The 22,229-nt window shown below is 35.5% G+C and carries 16 protein-coding genes; 6 read left to right on the top strand and 10 right to left on the bottom strand.

The window, feature by feature from the left end:
• Both ACFE0M_RS07810 and ACFE0M_RS07805 read left to right on the top strand, forming a co-directional pair.
• A partial coding sequence (locus ACFE0M_RS07810; protein WP_434545197.1) for a gliding motility-associated C-terminal domain-containing protein occupies positions 1–4,583 on the top strand: 4,583 nt, incomplete at its 5' end.
• Between the two features lie 87 nt (positions 4,584–4,670).
• The gene (locus ACFE0M_RS07805) at positions 4,671–5,225 is read left to right on the top strand and encodes a hypothetical protein (protein WP_434545196.1); all 555 of its coding nucleotides are present in this window, start codon (positions 4,671–4,673) and stop codon (positions 5,223–5,225) included.
• A 101-nt stretch (positions 5,226–5,326) separates the two neighbouring features.
• On the opposite strand, the gene ACFE0M_RS07800 is transcribed toward ACFE0M_RS07805, so the two are convergent.
• The 6 genes from ACFE0M_RS07800 to ACFE0M_RS07775 all read right to left on the bottom strand — a co-directional run bounded on the left by ACFE0M_RS07800 (position 5,327) and on the right by ACFE0M_RS07775 (position 14,995).
• Entirely contained in the window at positions 5,327–6,406 is a 1,080-nt protein-coding gene (locus ACFE0M_RS07800) for a hypothetical protein (protein ID WP_434545195.1), read from the bottom strand.
• Positions 6,407–6,494: 88 nt separating this feature from the next.
• Positions 6,495–7,994, bottom strand: a complete 1,500-nt coding sequence (locus ACFE0M_RS07795) for an Ig-like domain-containing protein (RefSeq protein WP_434545194.1) — start codon at positions 7,992–7,994, stop codon at positions 6,495–6,497.
• A gap of 51 nt (positions 7,995–8,045) precedes the next feature.
• Positions 8,046–9,524 carry an SLC13 family permease gene (locus tag ACFE0M_RS07790; protein ID WP_434545193.1) on the bottom strand — a complete coding sequence of 493 codons (1,479 nt, stop codon included), beginning with the start codon at positions 9,522–9,524 and terminating at the stop codon, positions 8,046–8,048.
• The gene (locus tag ACFE0M_RS07785) at positions 9,517–10,287 is read right to left on the bottom strand and encodes an SGNH/GDSL hydrolase family protein (protein WP_434545192.1); all 771 of its coding nucleotides are present in this window, start codon (positions 10,285–10,287) and stop codon (positions 9,517–9,519) included. The genes ACFE0M_RS07790 and ACFE0M_RS07785 overlap by 8 nt, the downstream gene beginning before the upstream one ends.
• Before the next feature lie 29 nt (positions 10,288–10,316).
• Entirely contained in the window at positions 10,317–11,732 is a 1,416-nt protein-coding gene (locus ACFE0M_RS07780) for a SusD/RagB family nutrient-binding outer membrane lipoprotein (protein WP_434545191.1), read from the bottom strand.
• An 11-nt stretch (positions 11,733–11,743) separates the two neighbouring features.
• Entirely contained in the window at positions 11,744–14,995 is a 3,252-nt protein-coding gene (locus ACFE0M_RS07775; RefSeq protein WP_434545190.1) for a SusC/RagA family TonB-linked outer membrane protein, read from the bottom strand.
• 212 nt (positions 14,996–15,207) lie between these two features.
• On the opposite strand from ACFE0M_RS07775, the gene ACFE0M_RS07770 reads away from it, so the two are divergent.
• The 4 genes from ACFE0M_RS07770 to creD are packed head-to-tail and all read left to right on the top strand — an operon-like array spanning position 15,208 to position 18,779.
• Positions 15,208–16,380: a hypothetical protein gene (locus ACFE0M_RS07770; protein WP_434545189.1), complete on the top strand. Its 1,173-nt coding sequence runs from the start codon at positions 15,208–15,210 to the stop codon at positions 16,378–16,380.
• Positions 16,381–16,421: 41 nt separating this feature from the next.
• A complete protein-coding gene (locus tag ACFE0M_RS07765) occupies positions 16,422–17,066 on the top strand; it encodes a hypothetical protein (protein WP_434545188.1) in 645 nt (214 codons plus the stop codon).
• Complete coding sequence (locus tag ACFE0M_RS07760) at positions 17,063–17,359, top strand: winged helix-turn-helix domain-containing protein (protein ID WP_434545187.1); 297 nt, start codon at positions 17,063–17,065, stop codon at positions 17,357–17,359. The genes ACFE0M_RS07765 and ACFE0M_RS07760 overlap by 4 nt, the downstream gene beginning before the upstream one ends.
• A gap of 52 nt (positions 17,360–17,411) precedes the next feature.
• Positions 17,412–18,779: a cell envelope integrity protein CreD gene (creD, locus tag ACFE0M_RS07755; RefSeq protein WP_434545186.1), complete on the top strand. Its 1,368-nt coding sequence runs from the start codon at positions 17,412–17,414 to the stop codon at positions 18,777–18,779.
• A gap of 244 nt (positions 18,780–19,023) precedes the next feature.
• Here the strand turns inward: creD and ACFE0M_RS07750 are convergent, their stop codons facing one another.
• The 4 genes from ACFE0M_RS07750 to menD form a co-directional block, all read right to left on the bottom strand.
• The gene (locus ACFE0M_RS07750; protein ID WP_434545185.1) at positions 19,024–19,374 is read right to left on the bottom strand and encodes a DUF5615 family PIN-like protein; all 351 of its coding nucleotides are present in this window, start codon (positions 19,372–19,374) and stop codon (positions 19,024–19,026) included.
• Complete coding sequence (locus tag ACFE0M_RS07745) at positions 19,371–19,613, bottom strand: DUF433 domain-containing protein (protein ID WP_434545184.1); 243 nt, start codon at positions 19,611–19,613, stop codon at positions 19,371–19,373. The genes ACFE0M_RS07750 and ACFE0M_RS07745 overlap by 4 nt, the downstream gene beginning before the upstream one ends.
• 77 nt (positions 19,614–19,690) lie before the next feature.
• The gene (locus tag ACFE0M_RS07740) at positions 19,691–20,536 is read right to left on the bottom strand and encodes a 1,4-dihydroxy-2-naphthoyl-CoA synthase (RefSeq protein WP_434545183.1); all 846 of its coding nucleotides are present in this window, start codon (positions 20,534–20,536) and stop codon (positions 19,691–19,693) included.
• Positions 20,533–22,215: a 2-succinyl-5-enolpyruvyl-6-hydroxy-3-cyclohexene-1-carboxylic-acid synthase gene (gene menD / locus ACFE0M_RS07735; RefSeq protein WP_434545182.1), complete on the bottom strand. Its 1,683-nt coding sequence runs from the start codon at positions 22,213–22,215 to the stop codon at positions 20,533–20,535. Before menD ends, ACFE0M_RS07740 begins: the two co-directional genes overlap by 4 nt.
• Positions 22,216–22,229: the final 14 nt, after the last annotated feature.

The raw sequence follows: 22,229 nt of genomic DNA, 5'->3' as shown, positions 1-22,229 counted from the left end.
ATAGCCCAGGTGCAACGGATATTGCAAACGGAAGTGTGGTATTGACCCTTGAGGCGACTGGAAACGGTGCCTGTTCCACGGAAACTGCCACGGACAATATGACCTTGACGATCACAGCGGCTCCAACGGCAGAAGCGGGTGATGATGAGACTATTTGTGAAGGTAATGCCCTTGATTTATCAGCAAGCGGCACGGTATCGGCCACCAATTTCTCTACCTTAAGCTGGAGCACAGCAGGAGACGGTAGTTTTGATGACAACACAGCCTTGGAGCCAATATATACCCCGGGTTCTGATGATATTACTGCTGGAACAGTTGATCTAACCTTAACAGCAGAAGGGCCTGGTAGTTGTGCTGATGCGGTGAGTAGCATGACCTTAGCTATTAGTCCAGCACCTAGTGCTTTTGCAGGTGATGACCAAGCTTTCTGCGATATTTCAGAAATTGATTTAAGTACTTTGGATACACCACCAAGTACAGCAAATGGAACTATACAATGGACCACATCATCAGCTGAGGGAACATTTAATGATCAAACTTTAGAAGCACCGGTTTACACTTTTGGTAGCGATGACCTTTCTAATGGTACTGTGACTTTAACGGTTACTGTTACAGGGGATGCAATTTGCGGAGATGCTACAGATGAAATTATTATATCAATAGGTGCTGAGCCAACTATTAAACCAATAGCTGATGCTACGATTTGTGCAGGAGAAACTTTAGAATTAAATGCAGTTGTGAATAATGAAATAGGAATTGAATGGTCAACTGCAGGAGATGGTAGTTTTGATGATAATTCTATTTTAGACGCTATTTATTCCCCAGGAGTGAATGATTCCACAAATGGTAGTGTAGATATTAGTTTAACAGCATTTGGAGGTGGAACCTGCAGCGATTCTACTTTTACTTTCACTTTAAATATTAATACAATTGATATTCAATTAGCCAATTTAGATAATACCTCTGGATGTGGGGCAACAGATGGAGTAATTGATATTGATGTAAGCTCAAATGCAGCAGGGCCTCTTTCTATAATTTGGACTGGCCCAAATGGATTTTCTTCAACGGATGAGGATTTAGCTGATCTTGAAGCTGGTATTTATGAAGTTCAAGTAACTGATGATGCTACAGGCTGTGTAGTAACCGAATCATATGAAGTTGAAGATCCAGTTCCATTTACAATTGATTTAATCAGTGTTGAAAATCAAACAGAATGTGGCGTTGATAATGGATTTGTTGAAATTGAAGTAAATAATGGTACTGGACCATTTAATTATTACATTGAAGATGAAAATGGAGTTGAAGTTGATCAGTTAGACAATGAAGCTGATCCTTCTTATTCTTTTAACGCTTTAGCTCCTGGAGATTATCAATTATTTGTAGAAGAAGGAAGCTGTACTGATTTCATTTCTTTTAGTATTAATCCAGTTCAAGAAATTACTGCCGCAGTAGATAACTCCCAATTAGCTAATTGCGGAAATGAAGACGGGGAAATTTCAGTCGATGTGACTCAAGTAGTCGATAATAATTATGATGTAGTATTATTTGATAATGCTGATGTTGAAATTGCTAGTGAACTCAATCAAGACGGAACAACGAACCCGATTACATTTAACGGTTTAGGTCAAGGTACTTATACTGTAGTGGTTACGGATTTGGTTACGAACTGTGAATTTAGTCAAGGAGTAGTGGTAAACGAAGCAGCAGATTTTAGCATCACTAATATTGATGTTGTTGATATCTCGGATTGTGAAAATCCAAATGGCTCAATTGAGCTTACAATAGATAATCCAAATGGTTCTACTTTGACTTATACTTGGGAGAATCAAGATGGAGAAATAGTAAACGTAGGGGGAGAGGAATCATTCTTGAATATTACAGAACCCGGTAATTTTGACGTTACCATTACTGATGGTACCTGTACTATTATAGAATCTAATATCGAAATCACCCAACCAGCAGAATGTGATTACGATTGTGAAGATTTCAGGGTTTCTCCAATTACGGAAGCGGCAACTTGTTTGGGTGTGGATGATGGAAAAATGTTTTTCTTGTTAAGGGATGTTAACGAGAGTTCTCCTGAATTGAATTTTGATATCAAGCCGGCTGGAACTGATGATTCTTTATATAATCGATTTACGGTAGCCAATATCGGACAGGGATTGATTATTGAAATAGATACAACTTTTGCTACTGGAACTTATACTGTTGTGGCTTCTGATCCGAATTTAGATTGTGTTGCTGATACCGTAAATATCAATATAGGTACCAAAACTACGCTATCAGCTACTATTGATATAGAACAACCAACTTGTACAGTAGCAACAGGTTCTATTTCGGCAAATGTGGGAGGAACTAATGATGAGTTTGAATACATTCTATATTTTGAAGGGGATTCATTAACCTCTAATACTTCTGGAGTATTTGCTGATTTAGAAGAAGGTGATTATGAATTGGAATTCAATAACCAAAATACTAATGCTTGTGGATTAGAGAATCAAACTTTTACCATTGAAAATACTGCATTAGTTGATGCTAGTGCAGTTGATATTAATATCACGAACCCAGAGTGTGGTGAAATATTCGGAACTATTTCAGCTAGTTTGAACAATTTACCTAGTAATTATGAATTTATTTTAGTCGATGGAGATGATGAAGAAATAGCTCGAAATTCGACTGGTATTTTCAATGAAGTGCCAGAAGGTACTTATGTGGTTAAATTTGAAAATGTTGTGGATCCAGGAGCTTGCCCTATTGCAGATAGAGGTGGTATTGTAATTGAAAATGATGGTTCCTTTTCTGCCGTTGCAAGTGAAGTCGAAAACATCCTTTGTTTTGGGGATGATACCGGTTCTGCCGTAATTACCTTGGAAGGAATCTCAACAGGATTCTATTCTATAGATAATGGACAATTGTGGACTGAGTTTACATCAGGTAACAGAATAACAGGATTACCGGCTGTAAATAATTTATTGATAAGTGATGAACCAGGTACTTCTGATTGTGAGTTATCGGTAGCCGTTGGTATAGAATATTTAAGTCAACCGATTGAATTAGACGGAACTATTGAATTAATTACGCAAGCTAGTTGTACTGTTTCGGAACAAGTAGGCGAAATCAATGTCCCTGCGGTCACCGGTGGTGTTGCTCCTTATGTATTTTCAATTGATGGAAATGTAGTGGAATTAGATGCTGATCGTAACATTGGTGGTCTAGCTAGAAATGTAAACCAATTGACCATTACGGATGATACTGGATGTAGTGAAAGTTTTGATATTCGATCTATTGTTTCACCAAATGAGGTAAGGGCAATTGTAACTGAAATCAATCCTAATAATAACTGTATTGATGATCCAGAAGGTATTTTGGTAACTATAGATGAGGCAACCATAGAAAATGTACCTGGACCATATAATCTAATTTTGAATAGGGTAAATGAAACGGTTACATCTGAATATGTATTGGATATCAATACAAATGGAAGCAATGAATTTGTAATTTCTCAATTTAATATTGATGAGAATGTTCCATTTATTAAAGGGGCAAGGTATAGATGGACTGTACGTGCAATAGATGATGATCAAACATGTTCAGCAGATAATTTTGTGACTATAAATGGTGGTGCCATAATCCCAACTTTTGCTATAGAAGCTAGTGATGTTGCTTGTTTCCAAGAATCGGGATCAATTGAACTATCCAATATTATTGCAGATGAAACTATCCCATTAATTATTGAGGTATATGAAGGCAATGATGTTGATCCTACTGAAACATTCACGCTTAATTCTATACCTGAGAGCAGAAGATTTGTGATAGATCAGAGTATTTATGGAATGATGACAAGAGGTGATTATATAGTGAAGTTACTACAACAACCAAGTAATTGTAGTAGTGCTATTGAATCTGAAAACGCAAGTGTGTTTATTGATGCACCGGTGGCACAATTAAATGTGGAATTGGTACCAGAGCCTAATTTGCCACCTGGGGTTGAAAGAGAAAGAACGGATATGAATCCAATGCCAACTACTAGACCTGATAGAGCGAATGGTTCGATCAGTATAAGACTTGTTGAACCTACTTCAGGCGCTAATGGCTATTCTGCTCAAATATTCTTATTAACGCCATTAGGAGGTAATAACAGCTCAGATTATGTTTTGCCTTCTGAGGCGATTGATTTTGATTCAGATAGAACCATTACATTTGATAATTTATTGCCAGGTATCTATGAAATTGAATACTATGATTCATTTGGATGCGGTCTGGATGGAAACCGATTGGTGTTTGACGGAGAGGGTTCTTCAGATATAACGGTTGATTTTGATAGAAGTCCATTTATTCCTAATGTTTTCACTCCTAATAATGATGGTAAAAATGATGTATTTAGAATTCTGAATCTACCTGATAATGGTGCTGAATTAATCGTGACCAATAGGACAGGGACTATCGTTTACAGAGACAGTAATTATCGATCTAGTAACCTCTGGGATGGTGGTGACAATCCAGATGGAATCTATTTCTACCAATTGACAGTAGATGGAAATGTACAATCTGGCTGGGTTGAAATTATAAGAGGTAAAAGATAGGTATTAAGAATTGAATACCAATTGAATGTCAGCTCCATCGAGCTGGCATTTTTTATAATATGTGATTTAAACTTTCGTTCGTAATGGATGAAATTCAAACTTTTAATTTTTCTTTTCATTTTAAGTGTTAATCTATCAGCACAAAAATATGGAACAGCTATTGGTTCTAGAATAGGTGATGCTAAATTTGGATTGAGTGTAAAACAAAGAATTTTACCTAGGTTTAGTGCTGAAGCCATTACTGATTTGCAATCCGATTCCTATCAATTTACCATTCTTCCCAAATACCACTTACCTATTACTGGAGAGGGCTTTAATATTTTTTTCGGGGCGGGAGCCCATATTGGAGGCTTGAAAGAATTTGGAACCACCTACGGTTATGATTTGATGGGTGGAATTGAATGGAAAATACCAGCATTGCCTTTAGTAATTGGGGCTGATGTTAAACCAGCTTATCATATTAACCATGAAGATTGGTTTGAATTTCCTGCCTCGATTTCTGTTCATTATGTCTTTTCAAAAGAAACCAAGGCCAAAAGAATAAAACAAAGAGAAAAAAGAAAGAAACGTAAAGCAAGAAGGGAAAGGAGAGAGGAAAGAAGAGAGAAACGGCGGGAATGGTGGGAAGATTTTCGTAATTAATTCAGCAAGAAAGCCTGTTAGATATTCGATCTAACAGGCTTTGTAAATTCTTTTCCTTTTTTTAGATAACACAGGAAAAGTTAATATTTATCAACCTAAACTTATTCTGAAAAAATTTGAAGCATTAATTCCTTATAACTATTGGAATTATACATTGAATTACCATTGTGCCCAATGTTTTGAACTAACTTTTTTTGATGATTATGCTCGTTCTGATAGAATGTCTCCATCAATAATTGCATATTTTCTCCTCTGTTAAATCTATGCTCACCCAATAATACTGCCGCACAATTATTAGTATTTAATGAACCAGAGGTTTGTGTATCACTAGTACCAAGTAAATAAGTAATTTTTTTTCTAATAAACTTTTCATTGAGTTCTTCTCTATTTTTTGAAGCGATATATTCTACAGGTGATTCAAAACCAAATGGCCAATCATTATAATTTTCACACTCATTAGGCGTGGTGAAACTATCTGAATTTGCATCATATCGGACATCTAAGGGGTAATAAAAATATTGACTATTGGCCACTATGTAATCAAAATCTATTTCATACAGTTCTTCCACTTCACTTGCCAGTGCATAAGTATGAGTGAAAAGTGCCCCTGATGAATGTCCTGTAATAATAATTTTCTCTAAAAATGGGAATTGGTCTTTATTAGAAATAATATCGATTAAAGAATCCAATAAAGAATAGGTACTAATCTTTACAGAAGGGTTTCCGGATAGCGCGCCTGAGCGCCAGTCATTTGGCCAAAATAATTCTCCTGGTCCGACTTGCGAATTATTTTTAAAATGGGGGGATATTAGCAAAGTACTATCCATAATATTACTTGAATTTAAGCTGGAGGTCATGAAATTGAAATAATTATCGGCATCACGATTTTGACCATGTACAACAAATACTGCTTGTTTTATATTGCCCCATTTAGCGGTATCATTCATAATAGGGTAATTTCTGTAAAAATTAAAGACAGCTGTTCTTCCCGCTTCTGATTTAATGGGGATGCTCTCCAAACAGTTTTCATCACCGGTCATACACGGATCAACAATCGTATATTCCACTTCAGTTGTATCTGTATTTCCATTTTTCTGATCATTATCTGGGGTAACCTCACCATTGTCGCATGCTGTAAGACCCAAAATAATCATTATTAATAATGAGTGGATATTTTTCATTTTTTGAAGTTAATTAAGAAAAGGAAGATCTTTAATGACCTTCCTTTTCATGGACACTTTTATTATTAAACAATTAAACTAAAACAAATCATTCACTTTCCCATGCTAGTTTTGGCCAGCTACCGTCTTCACAAAACCAAACTCCATCAAAATCGAAACCTTCTAAGGTAGCATTTGCATCACCACAGTTTAAACCTGAAATATCAATTGCAGTTCCAGCCTCAGTTATTGGCGAACCTCCATTGTAGGTTAGATTTATGTTCATATCATAATATACACCTTCAAGTGTAGCACTTTCTTCCAATTGACCCACCACATATCCAGGGTAATCACTTCCGTCATCTTCATCTGTTACAGTCACATTACCGGTTCCATAAGTGTTTCTCAACACTCCATCTAATCTACCAATAATTGCAGACGCTCTATTTGGTGCAGTCACTGAACCTGTTGCATAAGAGTTTTCAACGGTTGCTAAATCATTGACTGATCCAACCAAAGCCCCCACTCTTGCAGATCCGGAAGTTACATTTCCAGAAGCAAATGATTCAGTAATCGTAGATTCCGCTGCTTCAATTCCCTCTCTATTTGGGTCAGACATGATACCCACTAATCCACCTGCTCTCGATCTTTCTGGACTTACGGTAGCAGAGGAACTAGATTGATGAACTGAGCCAGATTCCATATTGCCAATTAATCCCCCTGTTCTGGTATCTCCTGAAACAAATCCTGCAGTATGACATCTTGTTACTGTCCCGCTCCTCATTTCACCAATCAAAATACCACTTCCTTGGGTTCCAGTAATACCTGTATTGGTACTTTCTACACTCATATTTGATAAGCTACCTCCATCAACAACTCCGAATAAGCCAACATTATTTATGTTATCGGCTACTAGATTAGTGATTTCTACATTTGAAATAGTAAATCCATCACCATTATATGAACCTGTAAAAGGAAATTCGTCTGAGCCTAATGGTTCCCAGCCTGTTTCTCCACCTGCTCCACTAAGGTCAATGTCAGCAATCTGGATGAAGTAAGAATCTAAGTAGGAGTTTATTAAGGCCAAATCGCTAGCATCCTCAATTCTGTAAGGATCTGCTTCAGTACCTTCTCCTCCGCTAAACAAGGTTGCATCTACTGTTGTGAATGAAATGTCAACAGCATTTGCTAATTCTCCGCCATCTTCACCTATAGTGCCTGCAGATATTGTTAAATTGTATTCTTCTAAATATCCCAAGGCTTCATCATTAGTAATGGTAGCAGTTGTATTACTGGCAGTGTAGCTAATTGAGGTTGAAACTTCTCCATTAGATGATGAAAGAGAAAAAGAACTTTCAAAAGCTTCTGTGTTCAAACTGTTCGAGAAAACAATTTCTATTTCAAGTTCCCTTGCAATATTTTCTCCTCCATCAGTTAAATCTTGATTATTAGCAGTTAATGATAATACATTTACTGGTTGAGGTTCAGTAGGTCCATTATCATCATCTTCTCCACAAGATGTCCATATTAAGCCACATGCTAAGAATAGCACCATTGATAATTTTCTAAGAGAAATTATCGAGTTTTTTAAAATGTTTGTGTTTTCCATAGTACTTATATTTAAAATTTAAAAATTTAATTAAAAATTATTATTGTAGTCTTATTCAAGTCTCCACATATCAGGAAATTTGGTTGGAATTATGTCCCATATTATTGGTAATAAAAAGTATGTCATAAGTGTAATCAGGATGATCGATATAATATTCATCCAAATCCCTGTTCTTATCATATCTGGAATATGTAAATAGCCCGAACCAAATACTACCGCATTAGGCGGTGTGGCCACAGGCAACATAAAGGCGCAGGAAGCAGCTAAAGTAGCAGAAACCATTAACATATAAGGATGTAGATTCATGGCTAAAGCCAATGGTGCCAAAATGGGTAAAAGCATGGCTGTAGTCGCTAAATTTGAAGTCATTTCAGTTAAGAAGTTAATGCTGGCTATTAATATTAAAATCACCAGAATGAGCGACATGCCTTCAATTAAAGTAAGTTGGCTCCCTATCCATAAAGCAAGTCCTGTAGTTTGGAATGCCTGTGCCAAAGCCATTCCACCACCAAATAACATAATAATACCCCACGGCATTTTAACGGCTTCTTTCCAGTTAATAATGGCTTTATTGGATTTACTAGAAGGTATTATAAAAAGTGAAATACCTGCGGTCATCGCAATAATAGTATCATCTATGTTAGGATTAATTTTTTGCAGGATAAAAGAACGGGTAATCCAACAAAAAGCTGTTAATGAAAATACAACCAGAACATATTTTTCTTCTTTACTTAAAGGACCCAATTCTCTTTTCAATCTATTGATTTCTTCCATTCCACCCGGGAAATTATCCCCCTTAAAATTAAAAGCATATTTCGTGATGTATTTCCACGATAGAATTAATAGGATTACGGAAATAGGAGCTCCAAACATAAACCATTTCATAAATGATATTTCAATTTGGTATGTTTCAGATACAATTCCGGCAAAAACCAAATTAGGTGGAGTACCTATTAAAGTGGCAATTCCGCCAATGGATGCACTATAGGCAATAGCAAGCATCAATGCCTTTCCAAAATCCTTGTTGAGTTTATCAGAATTTTCACCCCCATTTTTAAATTGACTTACTATAGCCATTCCTATAGGGAGCATCATGACCGATGTGGCCGTATTGGATATCCACATGGATAGGAATGCAGTTGCAACCATAAATCCTAAAATAATGCTGGTCACATTAGTGCCTATTAGGGAAATAATATTTAAGGCTATTCTTCTGTGTAAATTCCATTTTTCAATGGCTATTGCCAACATAAACCCTCCTATGTACAGAAAGATATATTTATGGCCAAAGGCAGCTGTGGTTGAAGATATATCTAGAGCTCCTGTAAGTGGAAATAGAATTATCACCAGTAAAGCTGTCACAGCAATATTTACAGCCTCTGTTACCCACCATATAGCCACCCAAGCTGTAACTGCCAATACTTGAAAGGCTTCAGGAGTCATATTCTCCGGCTTGTTTAGCATTTGAATAATAATAAATGCCAAAGGCCCTAAAGCTTGAAAAAGATATTTCCTTTTTTTATTACTCACTATATTGTGTATTTAAGTTAAAATCTTCAACAAATTGAAGTAGAAATTTAGCATCATACTCCATTAGTATTGCCAAGTAAATTTTTTGATTTTGTTTGTCGAATGAAGTAAGACGTTCAGGGATTCCTAAAACTGTATTCCCTGACAATTTTTTGTAAAATAAAGTAGCCGTTAAATAGGATCCCTGTGGAGATGGGTGGCTCCCATCAGGATGATATAATTCAAGTGCTGGCTTAAGTTGTTTAGCTCTACTCCATGCAGAACCGATATTAACTAATTCGCTATCCGTTTCCTCAGAAAGTTTCTGGTAAGCCTCATTTATGTTATCTTGCATCAATGGATTGTCTTCCCTAGACCATGTAACGTACAAAAGAGGTTGTGCCCCAGTGCTTTTCACAAGTGAAATTAGCTTTCTCCCATACTCGAAAAATTCTTCTTGATTTCTCACAGTGCTTAAGCTATGGTTTTGTAAAACCACTACATCCCAATCGCCATTTTTAATAAGTTCTTGGGTTTTCAGCTCCTTATCACCTTCCCAGTGTTGCTTCCAATTCACCCCTCCAGCTGTAGATTGCTGTGTGAAGAAATTCTCTCCCTGACTTTCGGCCATAGCGGATACCAATTGTGGTAAGTTCCAGAAGTAGGTGTAGCTATTTCCTACAAACAATACTCTTTTTTCCTCAGTTTGGCCTTGCAATAACTGAGGTTGCCAGAAAAAAATGAATAGTATTAAAATAATATGGTATTTCTTTTTATCCTCCATTTTCTTGGTTGTTAGTGATAAATTATGATTTATTGGTTAATAGGTGTTTTGTCAAAAAAATCTGGAATAGGGCTTGGAGTGTTGTTATTCCGATCAATTTCTGATTGAGGATATAAAAATCTTTGTGGTAGTTCATCCCCAGCATTTGGCGGAACTTGGACCCTCACAATTTGTTCCTCATAAGTCCTTCGAGTATCACTGAAGCTTTCAATCTGTCCGAAAAGTGTAATATATCTTTCTTCCAAGATTTCTTTTAGTAGTGCATCATCTTGACTTAAATTATCAGAATTAGCCATTCCGCCATTTTGAAAATCAGCATTTACGTAGTTGTCATATTGTAAACCTTCTGTATCTCCATCTACATTGTATAAATATCCACCTGATTGCATGAAGGAGCGGAATTCATTTAGATGTGTTAATCCTGTGTTGAAGCTATTGGACCTGAGACCTGCTTCGGCTAATATAAGTAGGTTTTCTGCATAACTAACTAAAGGGAAAGGGGCGTCTGCTGACATATATCCATTGGTGTTTACCGTTACACCACTATTATTAGTTCTAAAATAGTTGTTATATCTGGCAGTTTCATCCGTTTTAGCATCGCCTCTATATTCTGTACTTGAAGGATTCATGAATCCTTCAAAGAAATCAGAAATTTTGATATCATTAGGCCTAGAAACTGCAAAGAACTGATTATATAAGTTAGAACCGGGCTGTGCTTGAACATGGGGAACCAACATAGAATTGTCATGTGAAGAGATCCCATTCGTTGCGGCTTGATAAGCCTCATTATAATTTCCAGTATGCATAAAGTACCTTGCTTTTAAAGTATAGGCTACTTCTATCCATGGAATTGCATCTCCTTCAAAATAAAAATCAGTGTTAGAAACCAATCTGCCTTCCCCACTTTGTAATTCAGTTATAGCATCATCTAATAAAGATTGTAATTTTCCATAAACTTCAATTTGGTTTTCAAATGCTGGATTTTCCACTTCAATTGAACCTGCCTCATCGAATGGAATATTACCCCAAAGAGAAGTGGTAGTACCAAATGAGAGTGCTTGGAGCACTTTTGAAATTCCTGTTGCGATTCCAATTCTCCCTTCTTCAATCGCCAATTCCTCTGCAACAATAGCATTTCTGATAGCATGAACGTATGCATCGTCCCATTGACTGTCGAAATCTCCAGAACTAACAATATACTCACTGAATCCTAAATGTTGCCTGTCTATACCTTCTAGATGACCACTAAAGATATTGGCTTTTCGTGCCGTTTCTCCTTCATGAACCATAATTGTTCCAACCTCAGCTCCAGTCAATACAAAATTGTAAGGAGAACTTGTAGGACTGTTTGGGTTTTCATTTAATCCTTCCACTAAATTTCCACATGAAGTGAAGAATAAAATAATTGAATATCCGATTATATTTATTTTTATTAAGCTTTTCATTTTTCTAAATTTTAAAAGTTTAATGTTACAGTAGCGAGGTAGGATTTTGTACCCGGATTATTGAAATAGTCAATTCCCCTGGCAATACTGACACCTGTTAAATTTGTATCAGGATCATTCCCTACGTAGTCTGTCCATAGAAGTAAATTCCTACCAGTAAGGGTGATATTAGCAGAAGTTAGATTTGTAATTTTTTTGAATTTTTCACTATTTAAAGTGTATCCAAAAGAGAGTTCTCTTAATCTTGTCCAAGATCCGTCCACCACGTATTGTTCATGTAACCCTCCAAACCAATTACCAATAGTTCTGTAATAATCTTCTGTTAGTGCTACATTTCCAGCTCCAAAATCCTCTACATTTCCTCTGAAAGTAGTACCGACCGGAATTATATTGCCATTGATATCCAGTAAGTTTGATTCTGCGGTTGTTTCATTTCCTGTTTCTTCATCTAAACCATAGCCCACCATTACACCTTGGGTGGCATTTGTTACATCGCCCCCCTGAAAGGTTTCAAATAGTACATTTAAATTGAAGTTTTTATAACTGAATCCTGAAATCACAGATCCTTGCCAATCTGGATTGGGATCGCCAATTAAACCGTCTTCTGGATCCAACTGAGGAAATCCATTGTCAGAAAGTGCTAATGAACCATCTTCATTTCTTCTGTAGCGACCTCCCCAAAAGGCCCCAAGTGGTTGACCTTCCACTGCCCGACCACTTATTTGTGCAGTACCTCCTAAATCAATGGATTCTACTCCTCTTAGGTCTAGTACTTTATTTCTAATTCTACTATAAATGAAATTTACATTCCAACTGAATTCTTCATTTTGAATGATTTGATAACCTAAATCTAATTCGACTCCCTTATTCTCAATTTCACCACCATTGTCAAATATTCTTCTGTATCCCCTAGATTGGGCTATCGGGAAATTAAGTAAAACATCTTCCGTTCGATTATAGAAATAAGTACCTGAAAATGATAATCTATCTTGGATAAACCTCAAATCAGTTCCTACTTCAAATTCTTTTTTTCGTTCCGGTCTTAGTTGCGTATTTCCCACTGCAACACTTGGTACAAATACACCATTTCCAAAAAGGGCAGTATTTAATGCTCCTCCGAATTGATCGGAATAAGTAGGGGAAACATATAAATTCGAAGTTTGGTATCTGGATGGCTGAACCCCAACTTCTCCATAGGCAAATCTCAATTTTCCAAAATTTAATATTGAGTTATCAAGGATATCAAGTTTCGTAAATTGCCATGCCAATGATGTTGAAGGAAAAACAAATGTGTTATTTACTGTATTACCAAAAGTAGAAGCTGATTCTGCTCTTACAGTACCTTTTAGGAAAAGCATGTCATAAGCTGAAAACTGGAATGAAGAATACACTGCTGCAGTTCGTTCACTTCCAAAAGTGCTTCCAATAATTTGGTTCTGAGGGACTGCATTATCAATATCTCTTAAACCATCACTAACTTTGGCGAATTGTAAAAAACTGTTGATAGCCGTACTATTGGTTGCTCTTTTTTTATGGTTAAAGTTAAAGCCTACCAATAAATTTCCATTAAAATCACTTCCGAAATTTCTTGTAGCTTTTGCAATTAAATCGGAGTTAAAAATCGTATTGGTTGCTATTTCAGAGCCAAAATAACCCTCATCAAATTCTGGTCTTGCTGAACCAGGAGTGAAAAATTCCTGTCTTTCTTCACTATAATGATCAACCCCTGCTCGAGCAATTAAATCTAACCATACTGTTGGTGAAACGGTCGCTTTTATTGTAGTGGTAAATCTATCCACTAAAGCTTCACTTTCTTGTTCATTTATAGTCCAAGCGGGATTATTGAATCCCGGGTTGAAATTCTGACCCAAAGAATTTCTATAAGATCTATGACGGTATGTAACTGGTGCTGCATTCTCTGATGCGTAATAATCGCCAACATAGCCTCTATTGTCGAAATCTATTGGAGTCCGAAGTAAACCTAAATATAGTCCAGAAGCTGAAGCACCTTTTTGGATTCTCCTCGAGGTAGTCCTGGTGTAATTGGCATTAGCATTTAATTGAAGGATTTCAGAGAAATTTTGTTCCGCATTAAAACGTACGGTTGATCTCCTATAATCCGAATTATTACGGATTATTCCTTCCTGATCCATATCGCTCAGGCTGAAATAAAATCGTCCAGTTTCATTTCCACCACTTAAACTCACACTGTTTTCCCACGAACTTCCCTGTTGGATGACGTCATCAAAATTGGAATCTATAAACGTCTCACGAGAGTTTTTTGAAGCAATTGGATAATAGGTCTGACCATTTTCGCCTATAAAAAATTCTCCTGATGTATCAAAATCATCTGCTCCTCCAGGTCTGTCTGAAATTTTATCACCCCATGTTACAGTTTCATCTGCAATGAAATTACCATTTGCACCTTGACCAAATTTTGTTTGAATCGGATATCTAACATTGACCTCATCTAATGAATAGCTTGATCTTACTGTAATGTTTAACTTTTCATTATATTTCCCGCTTTTAGTTGTTATGTAAATTACTCCACCAACAGCTTGAGTACCCCATAGAGCAGCGGCAGAAGCACCCTTAAGAATCTGAATGTCTTCTATATCATTTGGGTTGATATCATTTAATCTTGATTGCTGGACCACGGATCTTTGTTCTCCTGAACCTCTTGAATCATTACTTATAGGAACACCATCTAAAACAATTAAAGGTTGACCATTACCATTGATAGTAGATAGCCCTCTAATTTGGATAAAAGAACCAGAGCCTGGGTCACCCGAGCTTCTACTAATTCTAACGCCAGAAGCTTTTCCTGCCATTCCGTTTAATAAAGTAGTTTCTCCAGATCTAGTTACATTATCAGTCTCTATTTTTGAATTTGCATAACCCAACTCATCTTTGTCCTCCTTAAATCCTAGAGCAGTTACCACCACCTGGTCTAACTCCTCAATGTCCATTTCCATTTTGACATTTATGGTAGTTCTGCCATTAACATTTTTTTTGACTTTTTTAAAGCCAGCATAGCTAAATATCAAGCTAGCATTATCTTGAGTTAAGGTTAGTTTGTATTCCCCATCTATATTCGTTACTGTTCCGTTATCAGTTCCTTCTTCCAATACTGTGACTCCAATTAAGGTTTCACCTTCAGGGTCAGAAACAGTACCGCTTACTGTCAAAGCGTTTTGTGCCAGAAGTGAATTGGATCCCACAGCTATTAAAAAAATAATGAGTAAAAGTTTAGTCGTTTTCATAATTATCTGATTATTGTATTTAATTAGATTTTTTTAGCCATTTGTTAAGTAATTATTTATTATTTTAATGTTTTATAGTGCATACAATTGATTGGTTTTAATTTCGAATGTTTTGGCATTATACAAATAAAATTTTGACAAAATAAAATTTTAAAAAACTTTATCTTGTTTTAACGAATTTTAACGAATTTTAACAAATAAAATATAGGGAATTGACGGATAAACATTCAATAGAATCTTTACATGATGAGTTCATAAAGAAGGTTGAGCAACGGTATGGTGAATTTATGGATGAGCAATTTCGGTTTCAAGAGGCAAGTAATTCTGAAGTCGCTAGGGATCTAAATTACAGTGATGCTCAATTTTCACGCTTAATACATTTATCTGCTTCAGAAGGGGAATATTTGCGTGCAATTCGAAATATTGACAGAATCCTTAACGAAATTAAGCTCACAAAAGAAGTAGAAAAGCTTAAAAGCAAGGCAAAAGGAAATCCTGTAGATTGGTTTTCTAAATTGAAGCCTTTTATAATTTTTGTTTTAAGTGTTTTTACTATTGTAATTATTTACTTTTTAATTGTCAGTCCTTCTGATAATGGAAAAATTAATTCAGAAATACCTAAAGATTATACTTTAAAATGGAGCTTTGAATCAGCATTTGTAAGTCCATATACAAAACTTCGCCAACTACCTAATGATTGTGATTTTCCTTGTTATAAGTATCAAGGAAGATGGGAATTGAAAGAGCCTTACAAATTGCCCTTCTTTAGAGAACAAAATGGATTTCACTATTTAGCTACTGAGGTCAATATGTATGCCAGATGTATGACTGAAAAACAGTCTGATGGTACAGTATTGGAAGGATATGAGTATCAGAAACATGAAATATGGTATGATAAAAGAAAATTACCGATAGATTCTTTTGTTAATTTAAACAATAGAAAGAAAATTCTTCCAGAATACCAGAGTTTGGATTTTTCAGAGGATGATAATTTTGTAAAAATTGCTTATGTACATACATTCTTTAAGAATGAATTTAGAATCGACAATGATACTATAAATCGGTCAGGAAAAGTTGTAGGTCGAGATATTGAATTTATTCCAACTCAATCTTTATTGAAATATTTACCTACTGAAGTAGAAATCAGTTATATAACCAATCAAATCAATCGTATTGTCTTTAATAGACTTCAAGATTTTTCACGTCCTATTGACTGCGAAATAACCTTCGTTCCTAATCCTGATTTTCACAAAATTAGCGAAGGGGATGAAATCAGTTTTAATTGTACGCTAACCACAGGAAGGGTCCCATTGAATTACAATAAAACTTATGTATTGGAGGATCAATATATTGAGAATAGCTGTCAGCCTTCAGTACCTCAATAATAATTTATTTAATTTTTTTCTTGCATAATTAATTTATTTCAATGTACTTTGAATTACAAAGTAATAAAATGGATCAAGAGAAATATATTCAAGACATTAAGGAGATAAGGGAAATGATGGATCGTTCTGGTCGATTCATTTCATTAAGTGGAATATCAGGTGTGGTTGCAGGTATCATTGCCTTAATATCTGCTTTTGTTGCTTATCATTATATTTATTTGGATACTGATTATCATAGCTTTAAAGTAGTTTATTTATCTCCTGAAACTATTCAAGATATATTCCTGCTTGCACTGGTTACGCTTATTCTATCAATTGGATCAGTCATTTTTTTGACACATCAAACTAGCAAGAAAAAAGGTCAAAAGCTTTTAAATAAACATGCAAAGCTAGTATTGGTGAATTTAGCTATTCCATTACTTACCGGAGGGTTGGTATGTATCATTCTGATTTTGAATGGATACATGGGTGTAATTGCTCCTTTGACTTTGATTTTCTATGGATTGGCCTTAGTCAATGCAAGTAAATATACATTGGATGACATTAGAAGTCTGGGTATTGTTCAAATTATATTAGGATTAATAGGCCTATATTTCATTGGATATGGTTTGATATTTTGGGCTATAGGCTTTGGGATATTACATATTGTGTATGGTGTTATCATGCGTTTGAAATACGGATCGTGAAGGATATTTTAAATAAACTGGATAAGGCATTTGAAAATAAAGTGCGTTTGGGAATTATGTCTGCACTGATGGTAAATGACCAAATGGATTTTATTTCATTAAAGGATTTATTAGGTGTAACTGATGGAAACCTAGCCAGTCATCTTAAAAATCTAGAGAAAAAGGATTATATCAATTTTGAGAAAGAATTTGTGGATAGAAAACCCAATACAAGCTATTATGCTACGGAGGTTGGTAAACTTGCTTTTAAGGCGCATATCAACGCAATTGAAAAATTATTAAATAATAAATAAAATTTTTTACACATATACTTTGAGACACAAAGTACTCTTAAAAATTATAAAAATGGAAAAAGAAAACAATTTATTCGAAAAAGTGAGCACCTGGTTGAGAAATTCAGTAATGCTAAAATTGCTGACCATCACAATTTTAATGCTCTTGCTGTTAATACCTTCAGCAATGATTAATGATGTGATTAGCGAAAGACAAAGCCTTCAGCAAGATGCTATAACTGAAGTCAGCAGTAAGTGGGCCAATAGTCAACAAATTAATGGACCGATTTTGACCATTCCGCTATTATATGAATTTGAGAAAGAGGGTAAGGTGGTAGAAAGTGTTGTCTATCAATATGTTTTACCAAAGTCCTTGAAAGTAGATGGTATCTTAAAACCTCAAAAACTAAGAAGGGGAATTTATGAGGTTGTAGTCTATGATTCGGATATTGCAGTAAATGGTAAATTTGATTTGGACATCAGTGTTGATGAAAATCATTTAAAAGAGATTCAATACCAAAAGGCATTTCTAACGATAGGTTTTTCTGATTTGAGAGGAATAGGTAATAATATCAGTTTTAATTGGGGAGACGAAAGCTTAAAGGTAGAATCAGGTAGTAAAATAACAGATTTAATTAGTTCGGGAATTACGATTTATCCTCAGAATATTTCTTCTAAAGAGAATCAAAAAATTGATTTTAATTTTTCAGTAGCTTTACAAGGAAGCCAGGATTTAACTTTTATTCCGGTAGGAGGGACTACTCATGTGAATTTACAATCAGAATGGTCTTCCCCAAGCTTCAAAGGTAATTTCTTACCTAAGAACAGGGATGTAAATGAAGCTGGTTTTAATGCAGATTGGAATGTATTAGAATTGAATAGAAACTATCCCCAGAGCTGGTCGGGGAGGAGCATGAAAGATAAAATGGATGCCTCTGCTTTTGGTGTCAATTTATTTAATGAAATAGATGATTATAAAAAATCAGAGCGATCCGCTAAATACGCAGTTATGACCATAGCTCTGACCTTTTTAGTCTTCTTTTTGGTGGAAGTGATTAATAAAAAAAGGATTCATCCTTTTCAATATATATTAGTTGGGCTTGCTTTATGTCTATTTTATATTTTGCTTATTTCCATTTCAGAACATTCCAATTTTAATTTAGCATATGCCATATCCACTTTCGGGATTGTGGGTATGATTTCTTTTTATGCATTATATATTATCAAAGCTCGTAAATTGGTTATTATCCTAATTCTGACCTTAATAGGAATCTATGGATTTGTATATGTCACCCTACAATTAGCTGATTATTCTCTATTGATTGGAAGCATAGGATTAGCAGTAATTTTAGGATTGACCATGTATTTCACTCGAAAAATTGATTGGTATAATTTACAGACTGCTAAACAGGATAAAATGGTTGAGGCTGAAGGGAATTGATCATAATTAAGGTTCCTAAAGTGTGTCACCCACCATTTGTTTTAGCCAGGCAAAAAAAGCACACTTCCACCTGCCTTTGGCTGGTGGAAACTACTTTCGCTTCAGGCGTTTATTGGCTATGAAATGCTGAAATTATGCTGTAGAGCAAGTAGTTATTCCGTGCCGGAGGCACCAGTATCCATCACCAGCGGGACGCTGGCGATAGGGTAAAAAGAATAGGTCTTGGCTTTGTAGCCAAGACCTATTAATATGGTCTTTGTCTGATGAAATTCTTATTTACTACAGTGAGATAATTGTTGAAAACCATATTATTTTCAATCATTTGAATTAAAACTTCGCCAACCTCTTCAGGTTCAAGTTCTAATAATCTAAAATATATAACTCCCTGTTTTGGTTTATAGCCATACTTGAATATCAATTCTCCATAATTACTGTCTAAAGTTATGATAGTACTTTTATCATTGATAGCTAATTTCATAACTTCTTCATCAGATATTCCTGGAGAAATTTCTGCAATTGCCTTAATATCAATATTTAGATTTCTTAGATATTTTATACTTGGAAATGGAATGTTTTCGTTTGCCAAAAACTTCATTCTTCCATTTTATTTCTAAGTTCAACCATCAATCCATCTTTAACAAAATCATTCAAATAGGAGAAAACCGCTTGAATATCGCTTCTTTTAAGATGAGGATAAGACTCTAAAATTTTTTCTTCTGTCCATCCATCAGCTAATCTTTCTAAAATGAATTCTACAGAAATTCGCGTCCCTTTGATTGTTGGTTTTCCTAATAAAATCTTTTTGTCTGATATTATATGACTTTTCCAATCCATATATTAAATATACGTAATTTTTTAAAAAATATTTTCGTACTCATTATATAATTCTGACTAAGAAGTCTTAAATCTTCTCAATTACTAACCCTCTTAAATTGCTCAAAATCAGGCTTTCTCTTCTCCAAAAATGCATTTCTGCCTTCTTTGGCTTCTTCAGTCATATAGGCTAACCTAGTGGCTTCACCAGCAAATACTTGTTGACCTACCATTCCGTCATCTGTGGCATTGAAAGCAAATTTCAACATTCTAATAGAAAGTGGAGATTTGCCTAAGACTTCCTGAGCCCATTCGAAGGCGGTATCTTCCAGTTCTGCATGAGGAACTACAGCATTGACCATTCCCATATCAAAAGCCTCTTGTGCAGAGTAATTTCTTCCTAAGAAGAAAATTTCACGAGCCCGTTTTTGCCCCACCATTTTAGCTAAATAAGCCGAACCGTATCCACCATCAAAGCTGGTGACATCCGCATCGGTTTGTTTGAAAATGGCATGCTCTTTACTGGCTAAGGTCATATCGCAAACTACATGCAAACTATGACCTCCACCCACAGCCCAGCCTGGAACTACTGCAATTACCACTTTAGGCATAAATCGAATCAATCTTTGCACTTCTAAAATGTTCAATCGGGCAACACCATCGTCTCCTACATATCCTTGCTCACCTCTGGCTTTTTGGTCACCACCACTACAAAAGGCATATTTACCATCTTTTGGTGAAGGTCCTTCAGCTGATAATAACACCACACCTATATCATCATCTTCACGGGCATGCAATAATGCATCGAAAAGTTCAGCCGTTGTTTTCGGGCGAAAGGCATTACGCACTTCAGGTCGGTTAAATGCAATTCTGGCTACATGATTAGCCTTTTTATAAGTAATATCGGTATATTGTTTTACCGTTGTCCAGTTAATTTTACTCATGATATCAATTGATTTTTAAAGTCTTCAAATATTTTTTGGTTGATTTTGGCATCCGTTTTAATTTCCAAAATGGCAGACTGAGGATATTTCATAAATTTATCTTTAATAATTTCAAAGCTTTCTGCATCAAATGCAGAAAAGTGAGCTATCCCATATTCACTGCATAAACTTTTGGCATCTAATTTTTGCTCTGTTTCAAAAAACTCCTCTAATTCCGCTTGTTGATTTGGGCCTTTAATCATTCTGAAAATGGAGCCTCCTTGATTATTAAGCAGGATAATTTTCAAATTCGAATAAGGATATTTATGCCAGAATGCATTTCTATCGTAAAAGAAAGCGACATCACCTGTGATAAGGAAATGATTTTGGTCTTTATGCGAAATGGCATGTCCAATGGCTGTACTGGTAGATCCATCAATTCCGCTTGTGCCTCTATTGCCCCATATTTTTATTCGATCCTGCTTTATCCCTATGAAGTTGGCATATCGAACGCTCAAGCTGTTTGCTAAATGTAAATGACTGTCCTCAGGTAAATTTTTCATCAACTCCTGCAAAGCAGAGAATTCACTGTAAGATTGAGCGCTTAGAAACTGATTGGTTTTAGTTTCTGCTTCCGTATTTTTATCCTTCCATAATTTTAAGAATTCAGCAGGAGAACTTTTATTTAAATTTTGTAAAAAAGAAGAAGGTTCTGCTTCAATTTGTTTTGTGATAGCTTGAAATGGATCAGCTATAAAGGCATGATATTCGCGCACATGCCACTGGGCTTTTACATTTTTGCGTAAAAATAATTTAAGGTTTTTAGAGATAATGCTTTTACCAAAACTGATAATCAAATCTGGTATTTCTTCTTCTTTAGATTCCTTCAACATTTTCATGCAAATGCTGTCAGGTAAATGAATGGCATTTTTCAACCCATGACCAATGGAAATAATATCAGCGAAAATAGGTATGTTTAGTTCTTGAGATACTTGGTCGAGTGATTTTAAAAACTCTTCGTTGTAATCTTCCTGACCTAAAACAAAAGCGAATTTTTCTTTCTGTTGTAATTCTGTTTGAAGCTCATTTATTTGATTTTCATTCAATTTTTTATCTCCAGAAATGTTTTTTATGATCTTGATATTCTGATCATAACTCCAGCTTTTATCTTTTTCAGGATAAAAAGGCTCACGAAAAGGAATATTGATATGAACAGGTCCTTGAACTCCTATTTTACTTTCCAGTACCGCTTCATTGATGATCCGATAAGTCTGCCATTGCGCATCAGTATGAGATAAATCAACGGCTATATTGAAGCTTTTTTTGGCATGTTTACCATAAATATTTTCCTGTCGGATGGTTTGTCCGTCCCACTGATCTATCCATTCAGGTGGTCGGTCTGCGGTGAACACTACTAATGGAATTTCTTGGAAATAAGCTTCAGCAACAGCCGGAGCATAATTGAGAGCGGCTGATCCTGAGGTACAAATTATCGCTACGGGCTTTCTATCAGCTTGAGCCATTCCCATTCCGATGAAAGCAGCTGAACGCTCATCGCTAATGGAAAAGCAATTAATTTTAGGATGGCGTGCAAAGGCTAAGGTTAAAGGAGCATTTCTGCTACCGGGCGAAATAATAGCTTTTTCAATTCCTTGCTGAAAACAAACCTCCGCTATATTATTGATAATATCTTGTTGCATAATTTTGATGCAAT

The sequence above is a fragment of the Marivirga sp. genome (genome assembly GCF_051117495.1).
Taxonomy (GTDB): Bacteria; Bacteroidota; Bacteroidia; order Cytophagales; family Cyclobacteriaceae; genus Marivirga.
The sequence above is the reverse complement of the archived record's forward strand: the minus strand, read 5'-3'. Positions and strand labels throughout refer to the sequence as shown.